The following is a 15695-nucleotide window of genomic DNA, read 5'->3' on the forward strand; positions in this document are numbered from 1 at the left end:
TTTTTAAGGCACACTCGTTTTTACAAACTTCTTCTGCATTATCTAGTTTTGAGGGAATGAATCCTCAAAAAACAAGTCTGGCAGCAATGGCGAGAAGGTCACACCCGTTCCCATACCGAACACGGAAGTTAAGCTTCTCAGCGCCGATGGTAGTTGGGACACGCGTCCCTGTGAGAGTAGGACGTTGCCAGGCACATCTAAGACAACCTGAAAAGGTTGTTTTTTTGTGTTTTCGAAGATTTATGTATGGGTGATCAGTAAATGATAATTGTGCCCATGGAAGAGGAAAAGACCCTGGACCGGTCACAAAAAAGAATAATTGTGCCCATACAACTGAAAAAAAGCCATCGACGGTAACAAAAAAGGGCCTTATGTTACCGAAGAAGAGGAAAAAATCCTTCAACGGTAACAAAAGGATGGTCATAGTTACTATCCCATCAAATACTGATAAATCAAAAAGGGTCCTTTCTGCATGGTGACATCAAGAAAAGAACATATGAATGGATAATCCTGATTTGGCATCATTTTGGTCAGCTCACTCCACCATTCCGTTTCATAGCGGGCAATCATACTTAAATTGTAAAGCAATAAATAATGGACCAAAAGTTCTGGGAAATTGAAATAATTCTCTTTATTAAGAGGCAATGCAAAAGTTTCATTCTCAATATTATATTTAAGTGGAGAATTTCCAAAAAGAGAAGTCGTGTTCATCGAAAATGCCAGACCATCATTTGAAAATTCCACTCCCTTTTCAAACTTAGATGTCAAAAATTCCTTAAACCGATTTTCTGTCATATGAAAATGATCTAATACGGTTTCAGGTACAAAAAACTGTTTATGATCCGTTTGTAACTGAATAAATGTCCTTTTCCCTTCAAGTAAAAAGAATAAATCATCTAGCTCTGGTATAAGCTGTAGTAATTCCTCCATAATGACTTTCTCCCCTTCCAATTGTTTCATGTGAAACAATTTTTCAGAGATGAAGGGGAAAAGTCCATTTTTTTGAAATTTAACTTCGTCTTGAAAGAAGTGATAATTCTGCTTCTTCCTTTTCCTTGTCGAAACTCCGTGTGCTAAAACCGCCGTTGTTTCTGGATAAGCAGGATCAATGGTTAATATACATGCTTTAATTAAATGGACGAGACCATAAAAAAGTAAAATTGGTTTTATAATAAGAGGAGAGCTTTCTGCTTGTTGATAATAAATTTGTCCATGTTCAAGATAATAAAGAAAGGCATAACAATTTTCATAGCTTTTTTGTTCAGGATTCTCGATCTGACGCTTTTGGTAACAACCTTTTAAAAAGCGCTGGCAGTATTCTGCCGAAAAGAAGCAAGAGTAGCTTTTCCAATCTCTATATTCAATACCCAAGACTATATCACCTTTTTCAGAAGAATCAGACTAATACTTATTCCTTGACAGTATTTTATCCAATTGATAACCTACAAATAATATTTTTTTCCTGGGGGCCATAAAAATGTGGGAAAGTAAATTTTCAAAAGAAGGTTTAACGTTTGATGATGTATTATTAATTCCTGGTAAATCTGAGGTTTTGCCAAGAGATGTAAACATGCAAGTGGAATTATCACCAACTGTAAAGCTGAACATTCCAATCATAAGTGCTGGGATGGATACAGTAACAGAATCAGAAATGGCTATATCAATGGCTCGCCAAGGCGGTTTAGGGATCATTCATAAAAACATGACCATTGATCAGCAGGCGGAGCAGGTTGAAAAGGTTAAGAGGTCGGAAAGTGGGGTTATTACTGATCCATTTTTCCTAACACCAGAACACCAAGTGTTTGATGCGGAGCATTTAATGGGAAAATATCGTATTTCCGGAGTACCAATCGTAAATAACTTTGAAGAACAAAAGCTTATCGGTATTATCACCAATAGGGATCTTCGCTTTATTTCAGACCAAGATTATTCATTTAAAATTTCTGACGTAATGACCAAAGAGAAGCTTGTCACAGCCCCAGTCGGAACGACGTTAAAAGAGGCAGAGAAGATTCTGCAGCGCTACAAAATTGAAAAACTTCCGCTTGTAAATGAGCAGGGTGTTTTAAAAGGGCTAATAACAATTAAAGATATCGAAAAGGTTATTGAATTTCCAAACTCCGCTAAGGATAGCCAAGGCCGTTTATTAGCCGGAGCCGCGGTCGGTGTAACAAGCGACACGATGAAACGTGTGGATATGCTTGTAAAAGCGAATGTCGATGTGATTGTCCTCGATACAGCCCATGGACATTCAAAAGGTGTCCTCGATATGGTAAAGGAAATCAGAACTGCGTATCCTAACCTCACCATTATTGCTGGAAACGTGGCAACAGCTGAAGGAACCAAAGCCTTAATTGAGGCAGGAGCAGATGTGGTAAAAGTAGGAATTGGACCTGGCTCTATTTGTACAACAAGGGTTGTAGCAGGTGTTGGTGTTCCGCAAATTACCGCTGTTTATGATTGTGCATCAGAAGCGCTCAAGCATGGTAAAACGATTATTGCTGATGGCGGCATCAAATACTCTGGTGACATCGTGAAAGCACTGGCAGCTGGTGGACATGCTGTTATGCTTGGCAGTCTATTGGCTGGGGTAACAGAGAGTCCAGGTGAGACAGAGATCTTCCAAGGACGACGTTTTAAGGTATATCGTGGCATGGGTTCCGTTGCAGCAATGGAAAAAGGTTCTAAAGACCGCTATTTCCAAGAAGATAATAAAAAGTTCGTTCCAGAAGGAATTGAAGGACGGATCCCATATAAAGGGCCGTTAGCAGAAACCATTTATCAGCTGATCGGCGGCCTCAGGTCAGGAATGGGCTATTGTGGAACTAAAGACCTTGAGGAATTAAGGATGAAGGCACAATTTATTAAAATGACCGGTGCGGGTCTTAGAGAGAGTCATCCACATGATGTCCAAATCACGAAAGAGGCTCCAAATTACTCGCTATAATAATTAAAACAGAGAAGCACGGCTTCTCTGTTTTTTTATGTAAAAAGGCCTAGGAATGTTTGCGAAACTTTCAAAAATAGCCATAAGATGGTCCATAGCTCCGTCTATGATTTGCCATAGAGTTATGTTAAAATAACCAAAGTGTATAAATTCTTGGAGGGCGTTAAAGTGAACAAACATTTTTATCAGAAATGTATTGCCAGTGCTATGGCAATGATTATGTTTTTTGGACTATTTGCTGGTGTTGATATAGCGAAGGCAGACGCAGCATTAAATGTGAATGCAGACGGAGCTATTTTGGTTGATGGAGAAACGGGCAGGATTTTATATGAAAAGAATGCTGACAGTCCATTAGGAATTGCCAGTATGACGAAAATGATGACTGAGTATCTTTTACTCGATGCTGTAAAACATGGAAAGGTGAAATGGGATCAGGAATATACAGTAAGTGATCTTGTTTATAAAATCTCACAGCCGACTGGTTTATCTAATGTCCCATTACGCCTTGGTGAAAAATATAATGTTCGAGAATTATATGAAGCAATGGCTATTTATTCTGCAAATGGGACAACCATTGCTCTAGCTGAAGTCATTGGCGGTACGGAAACGAATTTTGTGAAAATGATGAATGACAAGGCAAAAAAATTAGAATTGAAAAATAGTAAATTTGTAAACTCCACCGGTTTGAATAATAAAGATTATAACGGTGATCAACCAGAAGGAACAGGAGCAGATGAAGAAAACGTTATGTCCCCTCATGACGTGGCGACATTAGCTTTTCATCTCATTAATGATTATCCAGATGTTCTAAAAACGGCTAGTACGCCTAAAAAGGTATTCCGAGAAGGAACAGAAGATAGAATAGAAATGCAAAACTGGAACTGGATGCTGCCATCATTGGTTTATGGTTATCAAGGTATGGATGGGCTAAAAACAGGTACCACTGATTTTGCAGGCTACTGTTTTACAGGGACAGCAAGCCGTGATGGTAAACGATTTATAACTGTTGTTCAAAATGCTAAGGATATTAGCGGCAAAAACGATGGTTATAAGGCACGCTTTGGTGAAACGAAAAAAATGCTGGATTATGCTTTCAGCAATTATACGAAGGAAAAGCTTGTTCCTAAACATTATCAAGTAAAAGATCAGAAAACCGTTCCTGTTGTTAAAGGAAAAGAGGATCAAGTAAAAATCTATACGAAATCAGCTATAAATTTGATGATTCAGAATGGCGGAAAAAAAGATTATAAACCAGTCCTTGTACTAGATAAAAAGAAACTGAATAAAAACGGTGAGCTAACCGCACCAATTAAAAAAGGTGAAACGGTTGGTTACTTAACAGTTGCACCAAAAAATGGAGGAAAAGTTAAGTTCTTAACAGCAGCAGGTCAACAAAAGGTCAAGGTTGATGTGATTGCTGCAAATGATGTAGAAAAGTCAAACTGGTTTGTGTTAATGATGAGAGGCATCGGTAGTTTTTTTGGTGATGTCTGGCATGGAATTTCTACTGCTGTTAAAGGATGGTTTTAATTTAATTTAAACAGTAGAACCTCTAGGTGGTAATAATAGGATGTACGCGAAATGGATTCTTGTCTTGACAGGAATCCTTTTTTGTTGCTTTAATGTTTTTATGGGGTTAAAATAATTCCGACTAAATTAATAAAGATTTCTGAAACTATGAGAAAATTTTTCTTAATATTAAAAGAAATAATTAGGGGGATTTAGAAATGATAACAGGTACTGATCTCGTAAAACGTGGTATGGCTGAAATGCAAAAGGGCGGCGTCATCATGGATGTTGTTAATGCAGAGCAGGCGAAAATTGCTGAAGAAGCAGGAGCAGTAGCAGTAATGGCTTTAGAGCGTGTTCCTTCAGATATCCGCGCGGCTGGCGGTGTGGCAAGAATGGCAGACCCTAGAATCATTGAAGCAGTTATGGGTGCTGTGACGATCCCTGTAATGGCTAAAGGAAGAATTGGACATATTGTAGAAGCGCGCATTCTTGAAGCAATGGGTGTTGACTATATCGATGAGAGTGAAGTTTTAACACCTGCTGATGAAGAATATCATTTAAATAAAAGAGATTATACTGTACCGTTTGTATGCGGCTGTCGTGACCTTGGTGAGGCTGCCCGCAGGATTGGTGAAGGAGCATCTATGCTTCGTACAAAAGGCGAACCAGGAACAGGTAATATTGTTGAAGCAGTCCGCCATATCCGTAAGGTAAATGCTCAAGTCCGTAAAGTTGTTGCAATGAATGAGGACGAGCTTATGACAGAAGCAAAGCTATTAGGTGCACCATATGAAATCCTCTTAGAAATTAAACGCCTTGGCAAGCTGCCAGTTGTTAACTTTGCTGCTGGCGGTGTGGCAACACCTGCTGATGCAGCGTTAATGATGCAATTAGGAGCGGACGGTGTATTTGTTGGTTCTGGTATCTTTAAATCAGAAAACCCAGCGAAATTTGCTAGAGCGATTGTTGAAGCAACTACACATTATCAAGACTATAAATTAATTGCTGAACTTTCAAAGGATCTTGGAACACCAATGAAAGGGATCGAAATTTCATCACTAGCACCTGAAGCACGCATGCAGGAGCGTGGATGGTAAGATGATTAGAATCGGGGTTCTTGCTCTACAAGGGGCAGTCCGTGAACATATGAGCTCGGTAGAAGCATGTGGTGTAGAGGCCGTCGGAATCAAAAGAAAAGAAGAACTACAAGAAGTGGATGGCCTCATTCTTCCTGGCGGAGAAAGTACAGCAATGCGACGTTTAATTGACAAATATGATTTTATGGATGCCCTTAAAGAATTTGCTCAAGAGGGGAAACCTATGTTCGGAACCTGTGCGGGGCTCATTTTATTAGCCAAAGATCTTGTTGGCTATAACGAGTCACACATCGGTGTAATGGACATTAAGGTGGAACGTAACTCGTTTGGACGCCAAGTTGACAGCTTTGAGGCGGACCTTGTGATTAAAGACGTTGCTGAAAGCTTCCCAGCAGTATTTATTCGTGCACCGCACATCGTTGAGGCGGGAGAGAATGTTGAAATTCTGTCCAAGCATAATGACCGTATCGTGGCCGCACGGGAAGGACAATTTCTAGGCTGTTCCTTCCATCCTGAGTTGACTGATAATCATGACCTTACGGCGTACTTCGTCGAGATGGTGAAGGAAGCTAAGGCGAAACATCTTGTATAACAGGGTTGCATTTGGTTTATAATTATAGTAATTTAAAATTACAAAATCTAAATAAAGATTAAAGCAATGAGAGGAACTAGTAACAGGAGATTCATTCTTTAGAGAGCCGGTGGGTGGTGAGAACCGGTGGATGAAGCTTGTGAATCCCTCCTCGAGCAAGGTGCGGAAAACCTCCTCATGAGGTCAGTAAGTACTTTCGGTAGAAACCGTTAACGTTTTTTCGAGGTGGACAGTTTTTTCTGTCAACCAGGGTGGTATCGCGAGTAACTCTCGTCCCTGTATTAGGGGCGGGAGTTTTTTATTTTTAAGCGGATGCGCCCGTGAAGCAAGTCTAATCTAAAATATTTTTATAAAAAAGGAGCGCTGTTATTATGCTAGATATTAAAGTGTTAAGAGCTGATTTTGAAGATGTAAAAGCAAAACTTCAAAAGCGTGGAGAAGATTTATCTGCTCTCGACCAATTTGAAGAACTCGACCAAAGAAGACGCGAATTGATTGTGGAAACAGAAAAGTTAAAAAGCCGTCGAAATGAGGTTTCCCAGCAGGTTGCTTCTTTAAAGCGTGAAAAGCAGGATGCCGATCACTTAATTAAAGAAATGCGTGAGGTTGGTGACCAGATCAAAACGTTTGATGATGAATTACGAGTGGTTGAAGAGTCATTAGAACTTTTGATGTTGAGCATTCCAAATATCCCGCATGAAAGTGTTCCAGTTGGTGAAACCGAGGATGATAATATTGAAATTAGACAGTGGGGCAAGGTGCGTGAGTTTGAGTTTGAAGCCAAGCCTCACTGGGATGTTGCTGATCAACTAGGTATTCTGGATTTTGAACGAGCTGGTAAAGTAACTGGAAGCCGCTTTGTCTTTTATAAAGGGTTAGGAGCTCGTTTAGAACGTGCATTAATGAGTTTCATGTTAGACCTCCATGTTGATGAGCATGGCTATACAGAAATATTGCCGCCTTATTTAGTCAACAGAGCGAGCATGACTGGAACTGGCCAACTTCCTAAGTTTGAAGAAGATGCCTTTTTGATTGAAAATGAAGATTACTTCTTGATTCCAACAGCTGAGGTACCTGTTACCAATCTTCATCGAGATGAGATTTTAAGCGGCGAGGAATTGCCGATCCGCTTCGCCGCATACAGTGCGTGTTTCCGCTCTGAGGCTGGCTCTGCGGGCCGTGATACACGAGGTTTGATTCGTCAGCATCAATTTAATAAAGTTGAACTTGTTAAGTTTGTTAAGCCTGAGGATTCTTATCAGGAACTGGAAAAGCTGACAAATGACGCTGAACGGGTATTACAATTACTTGAACTGCCATACCGTGTGTTAAGCATGTGTACAGCTGACCTTGGCTTTACCGCTGCAAAAAAATATGACATTGAAGTTTGGATTCCAAGCTATGGAACCTACCGAGAAATTTCTTCTTGCAGTAATTTTGAGGCCTTCCAGGCAAGGCGGGCAAATATTCGCTTCCGTCGCGAACCAAAGGCTAAACCAGAGCATGTACACACCTTAAATGGTTCTGGCCTCGCGATTGGCCGCACGGTGGCTGCAATTTTAGAAAATTACCAGCAAGCTGATGGCAGTGTCGTGATTCCTACGGTTTTACGTCCATATATGGGCAACCGCGAAGTCATTGCTCCTATGTAAAATGACAAAAAACTGGACAGACCAAAAATTTGTCCAGTTTTTTTATTTAGTATGTTGACATAGTAAAAACAATATGGTAAATTAGTTTTTGTTGATACGGAGGAATACCCAAGTTTGGCTGAAGGGATCGGTCTTGAAAACCGACAGGCGGGTCATACCGCGCGGGGGTTCGAATCCCTCTTCCTCCTCCATTAATATTTTAAATCGCGCATAAAAACTGGAGATAATGGTTCGTTACATTACATGTAACGGATTTTTTTTTATGTCTTTGAATCCAGCTCCAGCACCCAACGGCTAGTGTCCTTCGCTCTCCGCCCTACGATAAGTCAAGCACGAATGCGGTAACGCTCTCCGTGTTTCCTTTATCTCAATTGGAGCGCTCCAGGCCATACGCCGCTGAACGGGTTCTTCCGCTTTATATAAAAAAACACATATTTAATATTTCTTGTAGTTTATCTTCAACCGCACGGCAGATCTTAGTGGCATCTTCTTCACTTTTTACGACGTCTGTCGTATCCATATCAATCACTAATACTTCACTTGCTGCATACTGATTCATGACCCACTCATCATAACCCTTCCAAACCTCGAAGTAGTATTCCTTCAGCTCAGGGTTTATTTCAAAGCTTCGACCGCGCGCCATAATCCGATCAATTACCGTATCGAACGAACCTTTAAGGTAAACCATTAAATCTGGCGCTTTCCTTGGAAGTTCATTTAGTTCTTCAAGCATATTTTCAACTAGGTCTTCGTAAATTTTAAATTCCAAATCTGATATTCTGCCTAATGATTTATTTACATAAGCAAAATACCAATCTTCATAAATGGAACGGTCCTGAATGGTGTAAACAGGTTCTCTCCAACTGACGCATTCCTTAATGGTTTTAAAGCGTTTATTTAAGAAGAATAATTGAAGAAGGAAGGGAATTCTTTTTGCATCTAATTCTTCAGGTGTTAGTTCATAATAGAGCGGAAGAATCGGATTGTCATCCACCGCTTCATAAAACACCTTACTCTCTATTCCTCTATTTTGAAAGTGTGCATTCAATGTGTCTGCTACACTTGTTTTTCCAAGACCTATCATACCACCAATTACGATACTCACTAACATTCCCCTGTTCTATAGTGTTTTAGTCCAGCTGCTTTTTTTTGATGCTAATGTTAACTGACCAATAATATGGTTTAAGTCATGTTCATTTTTAACAAAATCCAATTCATCCCCACTGAAACGAAGAACTGGTATTTCTGGATGTTCTTTTTCAAAGATCATCATTGTTTCTTCATAGTCAAGCGATAACTGCTTTAAATATAAGGGGCTGATATTTTTTTCGACTTCACGCCCTCTTACTTTGATGCGTTTTAACAGCGTGTCTAGGCTTGCATTCAGATAAATAATCACGTTAGGCTTCGGCATATCCTCGGTAAGAATTTGATAAATTTTATAATATTTTTGATACTCGTCCATACTTAATGAACGCTTAGCAAAAATTAAATTCTTGAAGATATGATAGTCCGCTACGACGGATTGATTTTGGCTTAAGAAATGGGTATTGATATCCCCTAATTGCTTAAAGCGATTGCAGAGGAAAAACATTTCCGTTTGGAAACTCCACTCCTCAATATTTTCATAGAATTTCCCTAGAAATGGATTTTCATCAACAATCTCTTTTAGTAATGCAAATTCGAATTGCGCTGAAATGGCTTTAGCGAGAGATGTTTTGCCCACACCTATCGGCCCTTCAACGGTAATAAAGGGTGTATCCCCCATTGCAAGTCCTCCTTCTCCAACTGCCTTCACTCTATGTTTACCAGAAAATCTGGATTTTTTAGTCACTAAAAAACATGCAAGATTTATTCTATCATAATCTCCCTCAGGAAGGGATAAGGAATATTTAGAAGTAATCGTTTTATGTCGAATATATGAAAAAACTGCCGAATGGGGGCAGTTTTTGTAGAATAAATATCGTTAAGTCCCACGTTTTGTGACATTGAAATTGTCTACGATTAACAGCCAGTTTTGCGGGAAGGCTAGACCAAGCTTCCAATAGCTCATCCCCCTAATATTTAACTCTTTAATTAAATTAAACTTTGCCTGGATCGAGCGGGCATCCTCAAACCAAACCTCATGCTGCTTCCCACCATCGGTATATCTAAAAAATGGGGCCTGTGCTTTTGTGTCATATTGAATCTGGACATTGTGGCTTGCAGCTAGCTGTATCGCCTGCTGTGGGCTCACCGCCTTTGCGACTGACCCCTGCACGAATGGCAGTGTCCAATCATAGCCATATAGATTTTGTCCCATCATAATCTTATTCGAAGGAATATCTGTTATCGCATATTCCAATACTCTTCTCACTTGATCAATGGGCGATACAGCCATCGCTGGGCCGCCGCTATACCCCCATTCATAGGTCATAATGACGACAAAGTCAGCAATTTCGCCGTGGGCCTTATAATCATGCCCCTCATACCATTTCCCTTTTTGGGTTGCACTAGTCTTTGGGGCAAGGGCGGTTGACATGAGCCAGCCTTGACGTGAGAATCTTTGTTTTGCTTTTAGTAAAAAGCGATTATAGGCCTCGCGGTCAGTAGGGCGTAAAAACTCAAAGTCAAAGTGAATATCACGGAAGCCATACTTATTGGCAGTGGTGACAATATTGTTAAGAAATTTATCCTGTATAGCGGTATCATTCAATAAGATCCGACCGAGTTCATCGTTAAACTGGTCATTCTCTTGATTGTTAATAACCATCATTAAGACATTTCGATTGGCTTTAGCGATGGCAGGAAAGTTATTAAGTAATGGTTCTTTCAAGGTACCATCGCGCCGCGCTTGAAAGCTAAAGGGGGCTAAATACGTGAGATAGGGTGCGGCCTCACGGGCACTGGTTTCTAGGATAGGGGCTACAGTGGTGCCGCGCGGTTCAACGTACGCGTTAAACTCGGCGTTTCTTTTTTTACCTTGAGGTATATAGAGACGAAAGCCTACATTAAGTGGTTGATTTACATTAATCCGATTGATGGTGGCCAGCTGTTGATAAGGGACGCCAACCTTTCTTGATATAGAGAATAAGGAATCGCCTGGCTGCACGAAGTAAAAGTGACCGATAATGGGAATGACAAGCGACTGTCCGATCACAAGTTTGTTTGGATTGGGTAGATCATTGGCCTCAACGATATCTTGAACAGTTGTATGATAAGTCCTAGCGATTGTAGTTAAGGATTCATTACTTTTTATCACATGGATTTGCATCCTAATCCCTCCTTGGCAAATATGCGTTGCAACTATTTTATGAGGGAGGGAGCGGATAAATGATATAATGCTGATAAATTTCATCTAGTGAAGGGGAAATATCATGTCTATGGAAAGCGTGCAAGATGAAGATTTTATGAGAGAAGCAATGAAAGAGGCTAAAAAAGCAGAAGAGCTGAATGAGGTGCCGATTGGTGCCGTTATTGTAATAGAAGGAAAGGTGGTTGCTCGGGCCCACAATTTACGCGAGAACGAGCAAAATGCCATCGCCCATGCGGAACTATTAGCGATCGATCAAGCCTGCAAGGAACTGCACTCGTGGCGCCTTGAAGATGCCACCTTATATGTAACGTTAGAGCCATGTCCAATGTGCGCAGGGGCAATCATGTTATCAAGGGTCAAACGAGTCGTTTATGGTGCAGTTGACCCTAAGGGTGGCTGTGCGGGTACACTCATGAACCTCTTGGAGGATGAGCGCTTCAACCATCAGAGTGAGGTTATCAGCGGTGTATTAGAAAAAGAGTGCGGGCAAATACTCTCCAACTTTTTTCGAAAAATAAGAGAGCGGAAAAAGCTCGAGAAAAAAGTGCAAAAGGATGAACTTACAAAAACTGACAGTGAATAGTGATTGCTTTTTTACGAGAATATTTGTATACTAAGAAAGCGTCATAGAGACGCACTAAACTTTGGTATCAACTTTGCCGTGCTAGGTGGGGAGGTAGCGGTGCCCTGTACCCGCAATCCGCTCTAGCGGGACTGAATCCCTTCCCGAGGCTAACGACCTGTAGGGTCTGCCTTAAGTAAGTGGTGTTGACGCCCGGGTCCTGCGCAATGGGAATCCATGAACCATGTCAGGTCCGGAAGGAAGCAGCATTAAGTGGACGCTCCCATGTGCCGCAGGGTTGCCTGGGCCGAGCTAACTGCTTAAGTAACGCTTATGGGCGTTAGTCGAAGGAAGGTGCACGGCTGTTATATTACATAAATTAACTCATCTCAGAATTGGGATGAGTTTTTTTGTACATTCAACTAGATTCATTTTGTAAAAACCAAAATGGTTAAGGTATAATAAGAAAAGTGGAAAGATGAAAAATTTGAAGGGGGCGATGTCAATTGGCTTATCAGGCTTTATACCGTGTTTGGCGGCCTCAAACATTTATTGATGTAGTAGGACAAGAACATGTAACCAAGACATTGCAAAACGCCCTGCTTCAACAAAAGATCTCTCATGCATATCTATTTTCAGGACCGAGAGGAACAGGGAAAACAAGTGCGGCTAAAATATTAGCAAAGGCGATTAATTGTGAACGTTCGCCGGTTTCAGAGCCATGTAATGAGTGTGCTGCCTGTCTCGGAATCACCAATGGGACGATCTCGGATGTGCTGGAATTTGACGCTGCTTCAAACTCACGGGTTGAGGAAATGCGTGATGTTCTTGATAAGGTCAAATTTGCACCTACTTCGGTTAATTATAAGGTCTATATTATTGATGAAGTACATATGCTATCCATTAGCGCATTCAATGCATTGTTAAAAACATTAGAAGAACCGCCAAAGCATGTGATCTTTATTTTAGCAACGACAGAACCTCATAAAATCCCCTTAACTATTATTTCAAGATGTCAGCGCTTTGACTTTAGAAGAATTACAGCTGGAGCAATCGTCAAACGGATGAAATTAATCGTTGAGGAAACTGGAGTTAATTGTGATGAGCGAGCCCTGCAATTGATTGCCCGGGCAGCAGATGGCGGGATGCGTGATGCGCTCAGTTTATTAGATCAGGCCATATCGTATAGCCAGGACCAGGTATCAATTGAGGATGCCTTAACGGTAACCGGATCGGTATCGCAGGGATTTTTGAATAAGCTTGCCTTAGCATTCAGGGAAAAGGATGTTGCGAGCGGGTTAGAAGCACTGGATGAACTTTTATTTCATGGAAAAGACCCAATGCGCTTTATTGAGGATTTAATTTTATTTTATCGTGATATGCTGCTTTATAAAACAGCACCAAACCTTGAAGAATCCCTTGAAAGAGTGATGCTTGATGATGATTTTCGAATCATGGCTGAAACCATCTCAATGGAGCAGATTTATCAGCTCATCGATCTCTTGAATAAAACTCAACAAGAAATGCGCTGGACCAACCATCCAAGAATTTTCCTTGAAGTAGCGATCGTTAAGTTATGTCAAATGGAAGTTAAACACACAGAGCAAGCAAATCCAGCACAAATTGAACAATTAATAACAAGAATCGGCCAGCTTGAGACCGAACTGCAGCATTTAAAGGAAACTGGTGTGGCGGCAGTCCCGCAAGATACCGCAACACAAGCGCAGAAGTCTGCGCCAAGGTCTTCTAAAAAAACATTTCAGCCTGCGGTTGGAAAAATCAATGAAGTATTAAAGCAGGCAACGAAAAGCGATCTAAATGTCATCAAAGCCAATTGGGGCGAATTGCGGGCTAGTCTTTTAAAATCACAAGCCGCCCTGTTAAACGATGCAGAGCCGATTGCAGCGTCCTCAACTGCTTTTATTATAAAATTCAAGCATGAGATGATTTGCCAAATGGCAATGAATCGTGCGGATTTTCTTGATGCTGTAATCGCCGCATTACATAAATTAACCGGCAAAAGATTCATCCTTTTAGGTGTTCCTGAAGACCAGTGGCTGCCAATTCGCGAAAACTTTTTGAATAGTCATGATGGTGCTGAAGGAGAAACCAGCGAAGTACCTAAGGAAGAAGAACCACATATTGCCGAGGCGAAAAAAATATTTGGCGAAGAATTTGTGGAAATTATTGATTAATAACTAATTAATTGGAGGTAGATGGTAATGATGCGTGGTGGCGGAATGGGAAATATGCAAAATATGATGAAACAAATGCAAAAGATGCAAAAGGAAATGGCGAAAGCACAAGAAGAGTTAGGTGAAAAGAAGATTGAAGGATCTGCTGGCGGCGGGATGGTCACAGTAGTGGTAACCGGTCATAAGGAAGTTGTCGATGTAATTATCAAACCAGAGGCAGTCGATCCGGATGATATCGAAATGCTTCAAGACCTTGTTTTAGCTGCAACAAATGATGCTCTTAAAAAGGTAGAAGAGTTAACAAACAGTACGATGGGGCAATTTACAAAAGGAATGAACCTTCCTTTTTAGGAGTGGAATAGCAAAAGATGCATTATCCTGAACCAATATCTAAGCTGATTGACAGCTTTATGAAGCTGCCAGGTATCGGCCCGAAAACGGCCGGTCGTCTGGCTTTTTTTGTCCTAAGTATGAAAGAGGATACGGTGCTTGATTTTGCCAAAGCACTAGTGAATGCCAAACGAAATCTAACCTATTGTTCTGTCTGTGGTCATATCACGGATCAGGATCCATGTTATATTTGTGAGGACCAACGACGGGATAGAAGTATCATTTGTGTCGTCCAAGATCCTAAAGATGTGATAGCGATGGAAAAAATGAAGGAATTCAACGGTTTGTACCATGTCCTGCATGGGGCGATTTCCCCGATGGATGGGATAGGTCCTGAGGATATCAATATTCCTGACCTCTTAAAACGTCTTCAGGATGAAACAGTTACTGAAGTGATCCTAGCGACTAACCCTAATATTGAAGGGGAAGCAACCGCGATGTACATTTCTCGCTTGTTAAGGCCATCAGGGATTAAAACGACAAGAATTGCGCATGGGCTTCCTGTTGGCGGGGACCTTGAATATGCGGATGAGGTAACCTTATCGAAAGCGATTGAAGGCCGAAGAGAATTTTAAAAAGACGCGGAGGAATCAGTCATGTTTTTTCAGCGTAAGGGTCGGCTGCGTAAAGAGTATAATGAAAAGCTCTTAATGCAGTTGAATCGATATAAAGAACATTGGCAGCAAGAAAAGCTGCTGTTGGAAAAAAGTTTTGATCCTTCCGAAGAAGTGATTTGCCAAACAAAAATTGCCGAGGCAAAATATATCTTTCTATTAAGAGAAGCAAAGCAGCGGAATGTTACCTTAATGAGATAAAAACTAAGCTATTTCTTTTTTTAGGTCTATTTTTATCAACTTGTACATAAGTTGAAACAAAGTGACTTAAGAAGGGGGATAGCTTTTTTGGAACCAATTATCGTAATATCCATCCTCGGAGGGCTCATACTTATCCTTTTATTTACGGGTGCTCCCTTTAAGCCTGCTCGATTTGTTGGACAGGCTGCTATTAAATTAGTCATTGGAGCGCTATTCTTATTCTTCTTAAATGCTGCGGGTAACCGCTATGGAATTCATGTGCCGATTAATTTTGCTACATCGGCTATTTCAGGATTTTTAGGAATCCCTGGTCTAATCGCTTTAGCTGCTATTCAACATTGGGTACTCTAGACTTAAAACCGCTGAAAAAAGGCGGTTTTTCTTTTTGAAAAACAAATTTTAAAAAAGTATTGACCAATCCTTTTATATACTGTAATATATGAAAAGTCGTCACAGAGACGATGAACTACAAACAAAAAAAGTTATTGACTTCTGGTTGATAACTTGATAAGATAATAAAGTCGCTTTTAGGCGATAGAGAAATTGTTCTTTGAAAACTAAACAAACAAAATCGTGCAAACAAACAAAAATTTATTAGCGAATCTTTCGTAAGAAAGTGAAGCTAAGCCAACGTAACA

The 15695-nt window shown here is 40.6% G+C and carries 15 protein-coding genes, 1 tRNA gene, 1 rRNA gene, 1 other RNA gene and 1 other annotated feature; of the genes, 14 read left to right on the plus strand and 4 right to left on the minus strand.

Annotated elements, in window-relative coordinates; translation table 11 throughout:
* Window positions 1–76 precede the first annotated feature (76 nt).
* Window positions 77–193: ribosomal RNA gene (gene rrf / locus J7E67_RS01325) — 5S ribosomal RNA — on the plus strand.
* 236 nt (window positions 194–429) lie between these two features.
* Here the strand turns inward: rrf and J7E67_RS01330 are convergent.
* Window positions 430–1371, minus strand: a complete 942-nt coding sequence (locus tag J7E67_RS01330) for a YaaC family protein (RefSeq protein ID WP_214718098.1) — start codon at window positions 1369–1371, stop codon at window positions 430–432.
* 106 nt (window positions 1372–1477) lie between these two features.
* On the opposite strand from J7E67_RS01330, the gene guaB reads away from it, so the two are divergent.
* From guaB to J7E67_RS01360, 6 genes are all read left to right on the plus strand, one after another.
* Window positions 1478–2947 (plus strand): IMP dehydrogenase, encoded by a 1470-nt coding sequence (guaB, locus tag J7E67_RS01335; protein ID WP_214718101.1) that lies wholly within the window; start codon window positions 1478–1480, stop codon window positions 2945–2947.
* 213 nt (window positions 2948–3160) lie between these two features.
* Complete coding sequence (locus J7E67_RS01340; RefSeq protein WP_251026499.1) at window positions 3161–4477, plus strand: D-alanyl-D-alanine carboxypeptidase family protein; 1317 nt, start codon at window positions 3161–3163, stop codon at window positions 4475–4477.
* 197 nt (window positions 4478–4674) lie between these two features.
* On the plus strand, window positions 4675–5556 hold the full coding sequence (gene pdxS / locus J7E67_RS01345; RefSeq protein WP_088084895.1) for a pyridoxal 5'-phosphate synthase lyase subunit PdxS: 882 nt from the start codon (window positions 4675–4677) through the stop codon (window positions 5554–5556).
* Window position 5557: 1 nt separating this feature from the next.
* Window positions 5558–6148: a pyridoxal 5'-phosphate synthase glutaminase subunit PdxT gene (pdxT, locus tag J7E67_RS01350; protein ID WP_214730733.1), complete on the plus strand. Its 591-nt coding sequence runs from the start codon at window positions 5558–5560 to the stop codon at window positions 6146–6148.
* A 57-nt stretch (window positions 6149–6205) separates the two neighbouring features.
* Window positions 6206–6429 (plus strand) — a binding site (T-box leader).
* Window positions 6430–6519: 90 nt separating this feature from the next.
* Entirely contained in the window at window positions 6520–7800 is a 1281-nt protein-coding gene (serS, locus tag J7E67_RS01355) for a serine--tRNA ligase (RefSeq protein WP_214718106.1), read from the plus strand.
* A gap of 98 nt (window positions 7801–7898) precedes the next feature.
* A tRNA-Ser gene (locus J7E67_RS01360) sits at window positions 7899–7991 on the plus strand.
* A gap of 224 nt (window positions 7992–8215) precedes the next feature.
* Here J7E67_RS01360 and J7E67_RS01365 read toward each other — a convergent pair.
* The 3 genes from J7E67_RS01365 to J7E67_RS01375 form a co-directional block, all read right to left on the minus strand.
* Entirely contained in the window at window positions 8216–8911 is a 696-nt protein-coding gene (locus tag J7E67_RS01365) for a deoxynucleoside kinase (protein WP_214730734.1), read from the minus strand.
* 9 nt (window positions 8912–8920) lie between these two features.
* A complete protein-coding gene (locus tag J7E67_RS01370) occupies window positions 8921–9568 on the minus strand; it encodes a deoxynucleoside kinase (RefSeq protein ID WP_214718110.1) in 648 nt (215 codons plus the stop codon).
* Between the two features lie 198 nt (window positions 9569–9766).
* Window positions 9767–11053, minus strand: a complete 1287-nt coding sequence (locus J7E67_RS01375) for a LysM peptidoglycan-binding domain-containing protein (protein WP_214730735.1) — start codon at window positions 11051–11053, stop codon at window positions 9767–9769.
* Between the two features lie 109 nt (window positions 11054–11162).
* On the opposite strand from J7E67_RS01375, the gene tadA reads away from it, so the two are divergent.
* The 7 genes from tadA (at window position 11163) to J7E67_RS01410 (ending at window position 15408) form a co-directional block, all read left to right on the plus strand.
* Window positions 11163–11678 carry a tRNA adenosine(34) deaminase TadA gene (tadA, locus tag J7E67_RS01380; protein WP_214718119.1) on the plus strand — a complete coding sequence of 172 codons (516 nt, stop codon included), beginning with the start codon at window positions 11163–11165 and terminating at the stop codon, window positions 11676–11678.
* 76 nt (window positions 11679–11754) lie between these two features.
* Window positions 11755–12019, plus strand: an RNA gene (ffs, locus tag J7E67_RS01385) — signal recognition particle sRNA large type.
* A gap of 144 nt (window positions 12020–12163) precedes the next feature.
* On the plus strand, window positions 12164–13852 hold the full coding sequence (dnaX, locus tag J7E67_RS01390) for a DNA polymerase III subunit gamma/tau (RefSeq protein WP_214718113.1): 1689 nt from the start codon (window positions 12164–12166) through the stop codon (window positions 13850–13852).
* Window positions 13853–13882: 30 nt separating this feature from the next.
* Window positions 13883–14203, plus strand: coding sequence for a YbaB/EbfC family nucleoid-associated protein (locus tag J7E67_RS01395; protein ID WP_168245863.1), 321 nt, complete (start codon window positions 13883–13885; stop codon window positions 14201–14203).
* Window positions 14204–14220: 17 nt separating this feature from the next.
* Window positions 14221–14817: a recombination mediator RecR gene (recR, locus tag J7E67_RS01400; protein WP_088084902.1), complete on the plus strand. Its 597-nt coding sequence runs from the start codon at window positions 14221–14223 to the stop codon at window positions 14815–14817.
* Between the two features lie 21 nt (window positions 14818–14838).
* Window positions 14839–15057: a YaaL family protein gene (locus tag J7E67_RS01405; protein WP_066249193.1), complete on the plus strand. Its 219-nt coding sequence runs from the start codon at window positions 14839–14841 to the stop codon at window positions 15055–15057.
* A gap of 87 nt (window positions 15058–15144) precedes the next feature.
* Window positions 15145–15408: a pro-sigmaK processing inhibitor BofA family protein gene (locus J7E67_RS01410; RefSeq protein ID WP_214718115.1), complete on the plus strand. Its 264-nt coding sequence runs from the start codon at window positions 15145–15147 to the stop codon at window positions 15406–15408.
* Window positions 15409–15695 lie beyond the last annotated feature (287 nt).

This window comes from Bacillus sp. ISL-46, from assembly GCF_018613205.1.

Coding starts and splice junctions, on each gene's coding strand:
- guaB (WP_214718101.1), top strand. CDS start 1,478: ATGTGGGAAAGTAAATTTTCAAAAGAAGGTTTAACGTTTGATGATGTA.
- J7E67_RS01340 (WP_251026499.1), top strand. CDS start 3,161: ATGATTATGTTTTTTGGACTATTTGCTGGTGTTGATATAGCGAAGGCA.
- pdxS (WP_088084895.1), top strand. CDS start 4,675: ATGATAACAGGTACTGATCTCGTAAAACGTGGTATGGCTGAAATGCAA.
- pdxT (WP_214730733.1), top strand. CDS start 5,558: ATGATTAGAATCGGGGTTCTTGCTCTACAAGGGGCAGTCCGTGAACAT.
- serS (WP_214718106.1), top strand. CDS start 6,520: ATGCTAGATATTAAAGTGTTAAGAGCTGATTTTGAAGATGTAAAAGCA.
- J7E67_RS01365 (WP_214730734.1), bottom strand. CDS start 8,911: ATGTTAGTGAGTATCGTAATTGGTGGTATGATAGGTCTTGGAAAAACA.
- J7E67_RS01370 (WP_214718110.1), bottom strand. CDS start 9,568: ATGGGGGATACACCCTTTATTACCGTTGAAGGGCCGATAGGTGTGGGC.
- J7E67_RS01375 (WP_214730735.1), bottom strand. CDS start 11,053: ATGCAAATCCATGTGATAAAAAGTAATGAATCCTTAACTACAATCGCT.
- tadA (WP_214718119.1), top strand. CDS start 11,163: ATGGAAAGCGTGCAAGATGAAGATTTTATGAGAGAAGCAATGAAAGAG.
- J7E67_RS01395 (WP_168245863.1), top strand. CDS start 13,883: ATGCGTGGTGGCGGAATGGGAAATATGCAAAATATGATGAAACAAATG.
- recR (WP_088084902.1), top strand. CDS start 14,221: ATGCATTATCCTGAACCAATATCTAAGCTGATTGACAGCTTTATGAAG.
- J7E67_RS01405 (WP_066249193.1), top strand. CDS start 14,839: ATGTTTTTTCAGCGTAAGGGTCGGCTGCGTAAAGAGTATAATGAAAAG.